Consider the following 13,566-nt stretch of genomic DNA (forward strand, 5'->3'; position numbering starts at 1 on the left):
CGTCGGCGGGCGTCACTCGCAGGCGGCGAAGCCGCAGGCGCGCAGGGCGAACGCCGCCTCGGGCCCGATGATCTCGCCGACCAGGGTCAGGAACCGGTCGACGAACGCGGGTCCGTGCGGCGGCTCCGCCGGATCGTCCGGATCGGACGCATCCAGATGGTGCGCCAGCTCGTGCAGCACCACCAGCTCGCGGAACGCCCACGCGGTGTTCGCGCGGTGCTCCGGGAGCGCGATTGTGGCGCAATCGCTTTCGTAGTGAGCGGCGGCATGGCCGGCGCGTGCCCGAACGCGCACCCGCACCGACGCCCGCGACCAGCGCGCCCGCACCCAGTTCAGCGCCAGCACCGAGTCCACGTACGCCTGGACGGAATCAATGGAGGCGAAGCGCCGCTCCACCGGCAGGGTCACCTGCGACCCGGCCAGCTCCACCACCCGGAGTCCGCGCTCGTCGGCGCGGTCGAACATCTTGCGTACCAAGGACTCCGCCTCGTAGACGGCGGTCCTCTGGGTGTCGCGCAGCCGGGTCACCGCGGCAACCGCCGGGCCGGAGTCGGCAGTTCCGGAGTCGTTCCCAGGCGCGCCTGCCGTCCCGCCCGGTCCCCCGCGCGACGGGCGTCGGACGAGTGCCCCACCCCCACCCCCGGCCCGCGCCAGCTGCCGCGCGCCTCGGACGTGCTGCGGTAGAAGTCTCGCAGCTCGATCTGCTTGTCCCGCAGTGCCAGGGCCGTGCCCGGTGCGGCGGCCGCCGCCTCCTGCTCCGCGTCCTGCTTCGCCTCCGCGAGCCGCCGGCCGATCCGCGCCGCGAACGCCGACTGGAAGTTCAGCCGCGCGGTGACGGCCGCGACGGGCCGGCGCACCCGGGCCCGCACCCGCCGTCCCCCGCGGGTCTCGACCACCGTGCGCACCGTCGTCTCCTCCTTGTAGGTGCCCGAGCGCAGGTACGCGTCGGAGGCGCGGACCATCTGCACCAGCAGCGAGGAGTACAGCGCCTCGCACACGTCGATGTCGGAGGCGAAGCCGTAGGCGTAGATCACCGTCGACGTCGTGGTGATGTCGCACTGGACGTCGTTGGCGGCGGCGATCGCCAGGAACAGCTGCGCGTACGTCCGCAACCCCTTCCGGCCGGCCTCGCCGATGGTGATCAGGCGCTGCACGGGGGTGGCCCGGCGCTCCCGGCCCGCCGTGTGGGCACGCGCCACCGCCAGATCCACCGACGCCGCCGTGGCCAGCCGCTGCGCGGCGGCGAGGAACGCGTCGGCCTCGTGGGGGTTGTCGGTGGATTCCGCCTGACGGAGCAGGCCACCGATGCGGGTCAGCATCTTCTCCGAACTCACCCAGGCAGGCTACGCCGTGGTGCCCTTTCGGACCCGTGGTGATCCGAAAGGACACCACGGCGACGGGGTCGCCTATTCTCCTGCCATGGCCCCAGTGACCTTCGACCACGCGACCTGTCTGTTCCCCGGGTCGACCACGCCTGCCGTCGACGCGTTGAACCTGGAGATCGAGGACGGCGAGTTCCTCGTCCTGGTCGGCCCGTCCGGCTGCGGCAAGTCCACCTCCCTGCGGATGCTCGCGGGACTCGAACAGGTGCACAGCGGACGCATCCTCATCGGCGGCCGCGACGTCACGGCGCAGGAGCCCAAGGACCGGGACATCGCGATGGTGTTCCAGAACTACGCCCTCTACCCGCACATGTCCGTCGCCGAGAACATGGGCTTCGCCCTCAAGCTCGCCAAGACGCCGAAGGCGGAGATCCGCGCACGGGTCGAGGAGGTCGCGAAGATGCTCGACCTCGAGCAGTACCTCGACCGCAAGCCCAAGGCGCTGTCCGGTGGGCAGCGGCAGCGTGTCGCCATGGGCCGCGCCATCGTCCGCCAGCCGCAGGTGTTCCTGATGGACGAGCCGCTGTCCAACCTCGACGCGAAGCTGCGCGTGCAGACCCGCACCCAGATCGCGCAGCTGCAGCGCCGCCTCGGCACCACCACCGTCTACGTCACGCACGATCAGGTGGAGGCCATGACGATGGGCGACCGCGTCGCCGTGCTCGACAAGGGGATTCTGCAGCAGTGCGCGTCGCCGCGCGTGCTCTACAACAAGCCCGCCAACGTGTTCGTCGCCGGATTCATGGGCTCGCCGGCGATGAACCTGTTCAGGCTGCCGGTCTTCGACCGCGGGGTGATGCTCGGCGACACCGCCGTGCAGGTGCCGCGCGACGTCGTCGGCCGGGTCACCGAGTCGGAGGTGGTGGTCGGCATCCGTCCCGAGCATTTCGAGATCGCGCCCGACGGCCTGGGGATGGACGTCGACGTCGTCGAGGAACTCGGCTCCGACGCCTACATCTACGGCCGCGCCCAGATCGCCGGCCGCCCGCAGCAGGTCGTCGCGCGCGGGGACTGGCGCAATCCGCCCCACAAGGGCGAGCGGGTGCACCTGCGGTTCGACCCGGACCAGGTGCACGTCTTCACCACATCCGACGGACGTCGCCTGGGCTGAGCCTAGCGGCAGGGCACGACACGGAACCGATCAAGGTCGCGCGGAATCCCTGCAGTCCGGTGCCCTCCATGCCAGAGTAAGGGCCGATGTCGGTGGCCGGGTGCCGCCGACGAGGCTTTTCTCACGATCTCAACGGGGAGTCATTCATGATTCTGAACTCGAAGGCGATGCGCCGCGCGGCGGTCGCGGCGTCCGCCGCGTCGCTGCTGGTGCTCACGGCCTGTTCCTCCGACGGCGGCTCGGACTCGGGCAGCGAAGGGGGCACCGCCGCCGGCGGTGAGGGCCGCGGCCCCATCACGATCGTCGAGGGTCAGGATCCGCTGAACACGGCGCTCGAGAGCATCATCGCCGACTGGAACGCGGAGCACCCGGACGAGCAGGTCACCTTCAAGCCGCTGGGCAAGGAAGCGGACCAGCAGCGCGACGACATCACCCAGCGCATGCAGGCCCAGAGCGACGAGTACGACCTCATCGCCGTGGACGTCACCAACACCGCCGAGTTCGCGGCCAACGGCTGGCTGCGGCCGCTCGAGGGTGACTACGCGATCGAGACCGGCGGCCTGCTGCCCGCCACGGTCGACTCCGCCACCTACAACGGCACCCTGTACGCGGCGCCGAAGAACACCAACGGCGCGTTCCTGTACTACCGCACCGACCTGGTCGACAAGGCCCCCGCCACGTGGGCGGAGCTGAAGGAGCAGTGCCCGAAGGCGCAGGAGGCGGGCATCGACTGCTACGTCGGCCAGTTCAAGAACTACGAGGGCCTGACGGTCAACGTCTCCGAGATCGTCAACGCCTACGGTGGCAGCTTCGTCGCCGAGGACGGCACCACGCCGGCCATCGACGACAAGACCGCCGAGGGGCTGCAGTTCGTCGTCGACTCGTTCAAGGACGGGACCATCCCCGAGGCCGCGCAGACGTACACCGAGGGCGAGTCGCAGAACGCCTTCGGCGAGGGCCGCGCCCTGTTCATGCGCACCTGGCCGGGCTTCTTCACCGACGGTGAGTCCTCGTCGGTCGCCGGCCGCTACGGCATCGCGGTGCTGCCGGGCGTGGACGGCCCCGGCGCCTCCACCCTGGGCGGCTACAACGTCGGCATCAGCGCGTTCTCCGATGCGCCGGCGACCGCCCGCGACTTCCTCGAGTTCATGCAGACGCGCAAGTCGCAGACCTACTACGCCGAGGCCGGTGGCGCGCCGGTCCTCGAGGAGGTCTACGACGACCCGCAGATCCTCGAGCAGTACCCGTACTTCGCGACGCTGAAGGAATCCCTGGCCAACGCGCAGCCGCGTCCGGTCACCCCGTACTACTCGCAGGTCTCCAAGGCCATCCGCGACAACGCCTACGCGGCGATCCGCGGTGAGAAGACGGTGGATCAGGCGCTCGCGGACACCAAGGCCGGCATCGAGACCGCCGGCAACTGATGCAGGAGTAGTACATGGCGAAGCCGCAGGTCGAGCCCGCGGACCAGTCGCCCACCACCACGGTCGGGACCGCAGTGATCGGTCCCGACCGTGGCCGTGGAGGCGGCCGGCACCGGGCTCCCGAGCCCCCCGAGCCGCCGGCCGCGGCAGTGAAGGCGCGCCGGCGGATACCGGTGTGGGCGTTCGTCGCGCCGACACTGGTCGTGCTGGCCGTCGTCATTCTGTATCCGCTCGGCCGGGCGGTGTGGATGTCGTTCCACGGCGACGCGAAGAAGCTCGATCCCGAGACGGGCCGGTTCGTCACCGGCGGCTTCGTCGGCGTCGAGAACTACGTCCGCTGGATCACGCAGAGCTGCGGCACCGCGACGGGCTCGATCCCGTGCCCGCCGGGCACCCTCGGCTCGCAGTTCTGGGGTTCGGTGGGCAACACCTTCTTCTTCACCGTGGTGACGGTGGCGCTGGAGACGGTCATCGGGTTCGCGATGGCGCTGGTGATGGCGAAGTCGTTCCGCGGTCGCGGCCTGCTGCGCGCGTCGGTGCTGGTGCCGTGGGCGATCCCCACCGCGGTCACCGCGAAGCTGTGGTTCTTCATCTTCGCCAACGACGGCATCGCCAACCAGATCCTCGGCACCGAGATCCTGTGGACGGCCGACCCGTGGCCCGCGCGGTTCGCGATCATCGTCGCCGACGTGTGGAAGACCGCGCCGTTCATGGCGCTGCTCATCCTGGCCGGGCTGCAGATGATCCCGTCGGACGTGTACGAGGCCGCCAAGGTCGACGGCGCGTCCGCCTGGCAGCGGTTCACCCAGATCACGCTGCCGCTGGTGAAGCCGGCGCTCATGGTCGCGATCCTGTTCCGCACGATGGACGCGCTGCGCATGTACGACCTGCCCGCCATCATGATGGGCTCCAACCCGGCCACCTCCACCATCTCGGTGCTGGTGGTCGACCAGATGCGCCAGGGCGCGAACTCCGCGTCGGCCCTGTCGACGATCACGTTTCTCATCATCTTCGCGGTGGCGTTCGTCCTGGTCCGGTTCCTCGGCGCCAACGCGGTGCGCACGCAGGAAGAACAGCGGAAGGGGACCCCGGCATGAGCCGACCGGGCACCGGCAAGGCCCTGCGCGGCAGCATCGGCACCTACGCCGGCGTCGCACTCATCGTCGTGTGGGGCCTGGCCCCGTGCTACTGGATGATCGTCACCGCGCTGCGCGACCCGGCGGACACGTTCAGCACCACGCCGTGGCCGACGAACCCGACGCTGCAGAACTTCGCGGACGCCCTGGACCCGTCCGCCAAGGTCAACTTCTCCCGGGCGCTGCTCAACAGCGTGATCATCGCCGGGGCCACCACCGCGATCGCGCTGCTGGTCGGTGTCTTCACCGCCTACGCGCTGTCCCGGTTCGACTTCCGCGGCAAGTACTTCGTCACCGGCATCATCCTCGGCGCGTCGATGTTCCCCGTCGTCGCACTGGTGACGCCGCTGTTCCAACTGTTCACCGACATCGGCTGGATCGGCAGCTACAAGGCCCTGATCATCCCGAACATCTCGTTCGTGCTGCCGCTGACGATCTACACGCTGACCTCGTTCTTCTCCGAGCTGCCCTGGGAGCTCGAGGAGGCCGCCCGCATGGACGGCGCCAGCCGGGGCCAGGCGTTCCGGATGATCATGCTGCCGCTCGCGGCGCCGGCGCTGTTCACCACCGCGATCCTCGCGTTCATCGCGACCGTCAACGAGTTCCTGCTCATGTCGCAGCTGTCGAGCGAGAAGACCGCCCCGGTGACCGTGGCGATGGCCCGGTTCACCGGGACCGACCCGTATGTGACGCCGTATGCGTCGATCATGGCGGGCGGCACCCTGGTGATGGTGCCGCTGGTGGTGATGGTGCTGATCTTCCAGCGTCGCATCATCGCGGGCCTGACCGCCGGCGGCGTCAAGTCGTGAGCCGCCGGCCGTCGCGCCGGCAGCGGCTCGAGCTGCTGCTCGGGTTCCTGACCATGGTCACGCTGCTGGCGCTGGTCGGTGCGGTCGCCGAGCTGCTGTCCGCCTCGCCCGGGGTGGTCCCGTCGCTGGTGCTGCTCGGGTGCGTGGCGGCGTGGGGGCTGACGTTCCGGGCCTGGCGGCGCGCGGGCTCCTGAGGGGTGCCGTATCGCCGCAGCTCGGAGGCGGTTTGTCCGCCGGGGCGCGCGGGCCGGGCGGTGTCCGCGCGGCCTGCGGTACCCGTCACATCGGGACGGAACTCCGTACCATGCGATCGAGAGGGTGCGATCATTCGTCGGACCCGGATCTTTCCGAGAAAGTGGTACGTGTGAGTTCTACGACCCCGTCGAACCCCCAGCACAGGAAACCCACCGCCGCTGCGAAAGCGCGGCGGTGGCGCATCGTCGGCAACATCGCGCTCGCCGTGGTGGCCGTTCTGGTGCTCGTGCCGGCGCTCGCGTTCGCGGTGGCGTACATGTCGACGGACGTGCCCCGCCCGTCGGACATGAGGACCAATCAGGTCGCGACGGTCTACGCCGCGGACGGTACCACCGAGCTGAGCCGGATCGTGCCACCCGAGGGCAACCGTGTCGAGGTCGACCTCGCGGAGATCCCGGAGCACGTGCGCAACGCCGTGCTCTCGGCCGAGGACCGCAACTTCTACAGCAACCCGGGCTTCTCGGTCAGCGGCTTCGCCCGCGCGGCCCGCGACAACGTGCTCGGCAAGGAAACCGCCGGCGGTGGGTCCACCATCACCCAGCAGTACGTCAAGAACGTGCTCGTCGGCGCCGACCGGACCGTCACCCGCAAGATGCGGGAGCTGGTGATCTCGACGAAGATGGCCAGGCAGTGGTCCAAGGACGAGATCCTGCAGGCGTACCTGAACACCATCTACTTCGGCCGCGGCGCCTACGGCATCGCCGCCGCCGCGCAGGCGTACTTCGGCAAGCCGGTCGGGGAGCTGTCGGTGGCCGAGGGCGCTGTGCTCGCCGGGGTGATCCAGACCCCGTCGGCGCTCGACCCCGAGTTCAACCGGCCGGCGATCGAGGCGCGCTGGAACTACGTCCTCGACGGCATGGTCGAGATGGGCGAGCTCGACACCGCCGAACGCGACGCCCAGGAGTTTCCTCCGACGGTGCCGGCCGCGCAGGCGACGCAGGCCAACGAAGCCGGCGGACCGGAGGGGCTGCTGCGCACCCAGGTGATCCGCGAGCTCGAGGCGGCGGGCATCAGCGGCCAGGTGCTCAGCACCGAGGGCCTGCAGATCACGACGACGATCGATCCGCGGGCGCAGCAGGCGGCGATCGACTCGGCTCGCGAGACCCTCGAGGGCGAACCGGCGAACCTGCGCACGGCCGTAGTGTCGATCGATCCGCGCACCGGCGCGGTCCGGGCGTACTACGGCGGCGAGGAGGGTGCCGGGTTCGACTTCGCGCAGGCACCCGTGCAGACCGGCTCGGCGTTCAAGGTGTTCGGCCTCGTCGCGGCGCTGAAGGACGGCATCGGCCTGAACGCCCGGTTCAGCAGCGCTCCGCTGACCGTCGGCAATCTCGAGATCGGCAACGTCGAGGGCGAGTCGTGCGGCGTGTGCACCATCGCCGAGGCGCTGAAGCGGTCGCTGAACACCAGCTTCTACCGGCTGATGCTGGCCATGGAGGACGGGCCGCAGAAGATCGCCGACGCCGCCCACGAGGCCGGCATCCCGCTCGAGATTCCCGGCATCGAGGGCCCCACGCTCAGCCACAACGGCGGCGCGCCGGAGGGCGGCATCGTGCTGGGCCAGTACCAGTCGCGGGTGATCGACATGGCGTCGGCGTACGCCACGCTCGCCGCGTCGGGGACCTACCACCAGCCGTACTTCGTGCAGCGGGTCGTCAACGCGGAGGGCGAGGTGCTGCTGGACCGGCCCGCGTCCCCGGGCGAGCAGCGCCTCGACCCGGCCGTCGCGGACAACGTCACGCAGGCGATGCAGCCGATCGCCGCGTACTCGCGCGGACACGCGCTCGCGGGCGGGCGGCCGTCGGCGGCGAAGACCGGGACCACCCAGCTCGGTGACACCGGCCTGAACAAGGACGCCTGGATGGTCGGGTACACCCCGTCGCTGTCGACCGCGGTGTGGGTCGGCACGCCGGACGGCACCGCGATCACGAACAGCTGGGGCGGGTCGATCTACGGTTCGATGCTGCCGTCGGACATCTGGAAGGGCACGATGGACGGTGCCCTCGAGGGCACCGAGGTCGAGAGCTTCCCGTGGCCCGAGCCGATCGGCGGGCAGGCGGGCGTGCCCGTCGACACCGGGGTGACGGCCCCGTCGAACAACGCCCCGGCGCCCGTGCAGCTGCCCCAGCTGCAGCTGCCGGAGCTGCCGCCGATCACGATCCCGGCGCCGCCGGTGGAGCTGCCGCCGGAGATCCAGGTGCCGCAGCAGATCGAGGTCCTGCCGGGCGTGACGATCCAGATTCCCGGATAGGTGATGGCGCCGCCGTGGGGGTGAGCGGTACCGCCGCCGGACCCCCGGGTCGGACCGGCCCGGGGTCCGAGAGACGCCACGGTCGCGCCGCGGCCTCGAACGTGGCGAACGCCTGCGCGGCCGTCAGCTCGCCCGCGGCGACAGGACCGAACAGGCCGACGATCCCCCACGCGAGGAACCGCACCGCCGGATCGCACTCCGCCTCCCCCGCCTCGCACTGTTCGCGCAGGTGGCCGGCGAGGACCTCGTGGACCATGTGGGTGGTGGCGCGCACGAGCACGGCGTCGCTGCGCCGGCCGGCCAGCGCCTCGTACAACCGCGGGTGCTGCTCGCACAGGTCGAACACGGTGCGCACCGGTCCCCACGGCGTCCGCCGTCCCCGAGCGCGTTCCTCGACGGCCCGCTGCACATATTCGGTGCAGCTGACCACCAGCAGGTCGTCCTTGTCGCGGAAGTGGTGGTAGAACGTGGAGCGGCCGACGTCGGCGCGATCGAGGATGTCGCGGACGGAGACGCGGTCGTAGCCCTTCTCGGTGAGCAACTCGATCAGGGCTCGGTGCAGTTCGTTGCGGGTCCGTCGGACCCGGCGGTCCTCGGTGGGCGGCACGGGTTCTCCTGCGGTCGTCGGCGTTACCGCACATTGTGCGCCCGAGTGTCCGGAACCGGACACTTTCCGGGGTTTCGCTCCTGGCGTCGCGCGGCGACCGTCGTAACCATGGAGCCATGAGACACAACGACTTCCAGCGACAGTCCACCGTCCACGACGACGGACCGGGGGTGCTGATCACCCGGGTCCGTGGTTATGCCGCCTTCAACACGATCTTCTTCGCCGGTCGGCGATCGCGGGTCGACGCCGCGGCGGCGGACCTGCTCGGCCTCCAGCACGGGCAGGCCGTTCTCGACATCGGTTGCGGACCGGGGGCATTCGCCCGCGTTCTGGCCGAGCGGGTCGGTCCCACGGGGCACGTGGTGGGGGTGGACCCGTCGCGGCAGATGATCGACCACGCGACCGCACGGGCGCGAAGGCTGCCCCACTGCGAGTTCCGCGTCGGTACGGCGCAGGAGCTCGACGACCCCGACGAGTCGTTCGACGCGGTGACCGCGACGTTCTCGATGCACCACATCCCCGAAGACCGGCGCGACGACGCGCTGGCCCAGTTCTTCCGGGTGCTCCGTCCGGGCGGCCGGTTGCTGCTCGCCGACATGTACCCCACCGACCGGATCCGCCCGATCACGGTGCGGGTCCTGACCCGTGCGATGCGCCACCGTCACGACGAGGCCGGCGCCTCGGACGTCGCCCGGGCGGTCGACCCGATCGCCGCCGTCGACGTCCGCAACTACGCCGGCGCACTGCGGAGGGCCGGATTCGACGAGCCGGCCTTCCACGAGATCCGGCCGTCGACCGGCTGCCTGGTGGCGGTCAGACCCGGTCCTCGCGGATGAGCCGGACGGCATGGTCGACGACGTCGTCGACCGACACGGACGGCTCGGCGGTCCGGTCGATCGAGAGCGACTCGACCATCGCCCACCAGCCCCGCAACCGCATGATCGTCCATGCGTCGCCCTCGGTGCCGAGCGCGGTCAGGGTCCGTTCGACCATGGTGCCCCGCATGGCCTCGCGGATCTCCCGGATCTGTGGGTCGGCGCCGAATCCGCCGTGGAACAGCGCCTGATAGTTCTGCCCGTGCCGGTCGATGAACGAGACGAAGGCATACACGACGGCGCGCAACGGATCGGTGTCGTCGGGATCGGGGACCGCGGCCCGCAGCAGGCGCCGCGCGGCCGCGGCCACGACGGCGACGTAGAAGTCCTGTTTGGTGGGGAAGTAGCGGAACAGCAGACCCCGGGAGATCCCGGCGATCTCGGCGACCCGGTCGACGGACAACGCATGGATGGGCCGGGCGGCCAGTTCCTGCAGGCCGATGGCGACGAGCTGGCGTTTGCGTTCCTCCGGAGGCAGGCGCCGCCGCTTCTCGGTGCTCACGGATGGTCCCTCCCTCTTGATGGTGTGCTGCGCGCCCGGCTAGTCTAACTAAGCATTGCTCAGTTAGAGCCACGGAGGCCTCATGGATTTCGGTCAATCGGAACGCTCGCGCGAGTATCTCGAGCGGCTGCGCAGCTTCGTCGCCACCGAGGTGGTGCCCGTGGAGGAGAGGCTGCGCCGGGAGCGGGTCGCCCCCTTCGCGGCGCGCGGCGACAGCTCGGGTGCCGCGACGTGGTCGGTGCCCGACGAGTTCCGCGAACTGCAGCGCAAGGCCCGCGCCCAGGGCCTGTGGAACCTCTTCCTCCCCGATTCCGAACTCGGTGCGGGCCTGTCGAACGTCGAATACGCCCCCCTGGCGGAGGAGATGGGCCGCTCCCCGTTCCGGTCGTCGATCTTCAACTGCGACGCCCCGGACACCGGCAACATGGAGGTGCTCTACCACTACGGCAGCCCCGAACAGAAGGAACGCTGGCTGCGTCCCCTCCTCGACGGCGAGATCCGCTCGGCGTTCTGCATGACCGAGCCCGGTGTCGCGTCCTCGGACGCGACGAACATGGCGGCCACCGCCGTCGTCGAGGGCGACGAGGTGGTGCTCAACGGAAGCAAGTGGTGGAGCACGGGCATCGGCAGCCCCGACTGCAAGATCCTCATCTTCATGGGCCTCACCGACCCGCACGCACCCAAGCACCAGCAGCACTCGATGGTGCTGGTGCCGATCGACACCCCCGGGGTGAAGGTCGAGCGGATGCTGTCCGCCATGGGCTTCTACGACGAGCCCGGCGGCCACGGCGAGGTGTCGTTCACCGACGTGCGCCTGCCGCTCGACGCGATCATCGCCGGCCCCGGCCGCGGATTCGAGATCGCCCAGGGCCGCCTCGGTCCCGGCCGCGTCCACCACTGCATGCGCCTGATCGGGCTCGCCGAGCACGCCCTCGAACTCGCCTGCCGCCGGGGCCTCGACCGCGTCGCGTTCGGCAAGCCCCTGGTCAACCTCGGCGGCAACCGCGAGCGCATCGCCGACGCCCGCATCGCGATCAATCAGCTGCGGCTGCTCGTGCTGAACACCGCCTGGCTGCTCGACACCCAGGGCCTGTCCGGCGCGCGTTCCGCCGTCTCCGAGATCAAGGTCGCCACCCCGCGCGTGGTGCAGCAGGTGATCGACTTCGCCATCCAGATCCATGGCGGCGCAGGTCTTTCGGACGACTTCCCGCTCGCCGGTGCCTGGACGGCCGCGCGGGCGCTGCGCCTGGCCGACGGCCCCGACGAGGTGCACCAGGGCCTGGTGGCCCGCTTCGAACTCGGCAAGTACAACAACCCGGAGGGGCGCAAGTGACGATTCCCGACAACGCCCGCGCCGTCCGCGACGAGGACGCCTTCGACGTCGCGGCCGTCGCGGCCTGGCTCGGCGAGCACGCCGGCATCGCCGGGACCCCCGAGGTCCACCAGTTCTCCGGTGGCGCTTCGAATCTCACCTATCTGTTGCGCTACCCCGACCGGGACCTCGTGCTGCGCCGGCCGCCGGTGGGAGCCAAGCCGTCCTCCGGTCACGACATGGTCCGCGAGTACCGCATCCAGTCGCTGCTCGCGCCCGCCTACCGGTACGTGCCGCGCATGGTCGGCCTGTGCACCGACCACAGCGTGCTCGGCAGCGACTTCTACGTGATGGAGCGGGTACCGGGGACGATCCTGCGGGCGAACCCGCCGGCCGAGCTCGACCTGACACCCGAGCGCACCCGCACGCTGTGCCTGCGGATCGTCGACCTGCTCGTCGAACTGCACGGCGTCGACCCCGCGTCCACGGGTCTGAGCGAATTCAGTCGCGGCTCGGGGTATGTCGCGCGCCAGGTCGCGGGATGGACCGCGCGCTACGAGAAGGCGCGCACCGAGAACGTCCCGGACTTCGCGCGGGTCACCAAGTGGCTGGACGAGACCCAGCCCGCCGACGTGGCATCGGCGGTCATCCACGGGGACTTCCGGCTCGACAACGTGGTGCTCGACGAGCACGACCCGCTGCAGCCCGTCGCGGTGCTGGACTGGGAGCTGGCCACCGTCGGCGATCCGCTCATGGATCTCGGCTCGTCCCTCGCCTACTGGGTGCAGGCGGACGACGATCCGATGCTGGTCGCCACCAAGCGGCAGCCGTCGGACCTGCCGGGCATGCTCACCCGCCGCGAGATCGTCGACTACTACTCGCAGAAGACCGGCCTCGCCGTGGACAACTGGGGCTTCTACGAGGTCTTCGGGCTCTTCCGGCTCGCGGTGATCGCCCAGCAGATCTACTACCGCTACCACCACGGGCAGACCACCAACCCGGCGTTCAAGGACTTCTGGGTGATCGTCGGCTACCTGGACTCGCGGTGCAACACGCTGATCGACGAGATCGAGGGGGGACGTGCATGAGCACGCGGAGGAACATCCTGATCACCGGCGCGAGCTCCGGCCTCGGCGCCGGCATGGCCCGCGAATTCGCCGCGCGGGGACGCAACCTCGCCCTCGCGGCGCGACGGATCGAGCGACTCGAGGAGTTGCGCGACGAACTGCTCGCGAAGCACCCGGGCATCACCGTCGCGGTGCGGCGGCTCGACGTGGACCGGCACGAGGACGTGTTCACGGTGTTCCGGGAGTTCGACGACGAACTCGGCGGCCTCGACCGGGTGATCGTCAACGCGGGCCTGGGCAAGGGACAGCCGCTGGGCACGGGCTACTTCCGCGCCAATGCGCAGACGGCGAACACCAATTTCCTGGGCGCACTGGCGCAGAGCGAGGCCGCCCTCGAGCTCATGCGCCCCCGCAACGCCGGTCACGTGGTGCTGATCTCGTCGGTGAGTGCGGTGCGCGGGATGCCGCGCAATCTCACGACGTACGCGGCGTCGAAGGCCGCCGTCGCGGCGCTCGGCGAGGGCATGCGTGCGGACCTGGCCCGCACGGGCATCCGGGTGAGCACGATCTTCCCGGGGTTCATCCGCTCGGAGATCAACGAGAAGGTCGAGAACGTGCCGTTCATCGTCGACACCGAGACCGGGTGCCGCGCGCTGGCGGCCGCGATCGAGAAGGAACCGCACAAGGCGTACGTCCCGAGCTGGCCGTGGACGCCGCTCGCCTATGCGATGAAGGTGCTGCCGCTGTCCGTCGTCAGCCGGATGGTGTGAGTTCCCGCTCCCGACGCGAAGTGGCCGAATGTCACATTCCTTCAGTTGGATCGAAGAAATGTGAC

The 13,566-nt window shown here is 70.2% G+C and carries 14 protein-coding genes; 10 read left to right on the forward strand and 4 right to left on the reverse strand.

Annotated elements, in window-relative coordinates; all coding sequences use genetic code 11:
- Window positions 1–12 precede the first annotated feature (12 nt).
- Together JYA75_RS04975 and JYA75_RS04980 are read right to left on the reverse strand one after the other, a co-directional pair.
- A complete protein-coding gene (locus JYA75_RS04975; protein ID WP_006932256.1) occupies window positions 13–528 on the reverse strand; it encodes a TIGR04338 family metallohydrolase in 516 nt (171 codons plus the stop codon).
- The gene (locus tag JYA75_RS04980) at window positions 525–1,334 is read right to left on the reverse strand and encodes a DUF2786 domain-containing protein (protein WP_065923284.1); all 810 of its coding nucleotides are present in this window, start codon (window positions 1,332–1,334) and stop codon (window positions 525–527) included. The genes JYA75_RS04975 and JYA75_RS04980 overlap by 4 nt, the downstream gene beginning before the upstream one ends.
- An 85-nt stretch (window positions 1,335–1,419) precedes the next feature.
- Between JYA75_RS04980 and ugpC the strand changes: the two genes are divergently transcribed.
- The 6 genes from ugpC (at window position 1,420) to JYA75_RS05010 (ending at window position 8,368) form a co-directional block, all read left to right on the forward strand.
- A complete protein-coding gene (ugpC, locus tag JYA75_RS04985; protein ID WP_029546720.1) occupies window positions 1,420–2,493 on the forward strand; it encodes a sn-glycerol-3-phosphate ABC transporter ATP-binding protein UgpC in 1,074 nt (357 codons plus the stop codon).
- A gap of 146 nt (window positions 2,494–2,639) precedes the next feature.
- Window positions 2,640–3,917: an ABC transporter substrate-binding protein gene (locus JYA75_RS04990; protein WP_006932272.1), complete on the forward strand. Its 1,278-nt coding sequence runs from the start codon at window positions 2,640–2,642 to the stop codon at window positions 3,915–3,917.
- A gap of 14 nt (window positions 3,918–3,931) precedes the next feature.
- Window positions 3,932–5,014 (forward strand): sugar ABC transporter permease, encoded by a 1,083-nt coding sequence (locus JYA75_RS04995; RefSeq protein ID WP_029546719.1) that lies wholly within the window; start codon window positions 3,932–3,934, stop codon window positions 5,012–5,014.
- Entirely contained in the window at window positions 5,011–5,862 is an 852-nt protein-coding gene (locus JYA75_RS05000; RefSeq protein WP_006932281.1) for a carbohydrate ABC transporter permease, read from the forward strand. Before JYA75_RS04995 ends, JYA75_RS05000 begins: the two co-directional genes overlap by 4 nt.
- Complete coding sequence (locus tag JYA75_RS05005) at window positions 5,859–6,056, forward strand: hypothetical protein (RefSeq protein WP_006932283.1); 198 nt, start codon at window positions 5,859–5,861, stop codon at window positions 6,054–6,056. Before JYA75_RS05000 ends, JYA75_RS05005 begins: the two co-directional genes overlap by 4 nt.
- A 170-nt stretch (window positions 6,057–6,226) precedes the next feature.
- Window positions 6,227–8,368, forward strand: coding sequence for a transglycosylase domain-containing protein (locus JYA75_RS05010; protein ID WP_185713317.1), 2,142 nt, complete (start codon window positions 6,227–6,229; stop codon window positions 8,366–8,368).
- Here JYA75_RS05010 and JYA75_RS05015 read toward each other — a convergent pair.
- Window positions 8,271–8,975, reverse strand: coding sequence for a TetR/AcrR family transcriptional regulator (locus JYA75_RS05015; RefSeq protein ID WP_065923287.1), 705 nt, complete (start codon window positions 8,973–8,975; stop codon window positions 8,271–8,273). The genes JYA75_RS05010 and JYA75_RS05015 overlap by 98 nt on opposite strands.
- Window positions 8,976–9,091: 116 nt before the next feature.
- On the opposite strand from JYA75_RS05015, the gene JYA75_RS05020 reads away from it, so the two are divergent.
- Window positions 9,092–9,811, forward strand: coding sequence for a class I SAM-dependent methyltransferase (locus tag JYA75_RS05020; RefSeq protein ID WP_203329750.1), 720 nt, complete (start codon window positions 9,092–9,094; stop codon window positions 9,809–9,811).
- On the opposite strand, the gene JYA75_RS05025 is transcribed toward JYA75_RS05020, so the two are convergent.
- Window positions 9,789–10,352 (reverse strand): TetR/AcrR family transcriptional regulator, encoded by a 564-nt coding sequence (locus JYA75_RS05025; RefSeq protein ID WP_006932287.1) that lies wholly within the window; start codon window positions 10,350–10,352, stop codon window positions 9,789–9,791. The two genes, JYA75_RS05020 and JYA75_RS05025, sit on opposite strands and share 23 nt — an antisense overlap.
- 82 nt (window positions 10,353–10,434) lie before the next feature.
- Here JYA75_RS05025 and JYA75_RS05030 point away from each other — a divergent pair, with 82 nt between their 5' ends.
- The 3 genes from JYA75_RS05030 to JYA75_RS05040 are packed head-to-tail and all read left to right on the forward strand — an operon-like array spanning window position 10,435 to window position 13,501.
- Window positions 10,435–11,685 (forward strand): acyl-CoA dehydrogenase family protein, encoded by a 1,251-nt coding sequence (locus JYA75_RS05030; RefSeq protein WP_043800922.1) that lies wholly within the window; start codon window positions 10,435–10,437, stop codon window positions 11,683–11,685.
- Window positions 11,682–12,752 (forward strand): phosphotransferase family protein, encoded by a 1,071-nt coding sequence (locus JYA75_RS05035; protein ID WP_043800920.1) that lies wholly within the window; start codon window positions 11,682–11,684, stop codon window positions 12,750–12,752. The genes JYA75_RS05030 and JYA75_RS05035 overlap by 4 nt, the downstream gene beginning before the upstream one ends.
- Window positions 12,749–13,501: an SDR family oxidoreductase gene (locus JYA75_RS05040; protein WP_006932290.1), complete on the forward strand. Its 753-nt coding sequence runs from the start codon at window positions 12,749–12,751 to the stop codon at window positions 13,499–13,501. Before JYA75_RS05035 ends, JYA75_RS05040 begins: the two co-directional genes overlap by 4 nt.
- Window positions 13,502–13,566: the final 65 nt, after the last annotated feature.

Origin of the sequence: Rhodococcus sp. PSBB066, assembly GCF_017068255.1 — a bacterium.
GTDB lineage: Bacteria > Actinomycetota > Actinomycetes > Mycobacteriales > Mycobacteriaceae > Rhodococcus > Rhodococcus aetherivorans.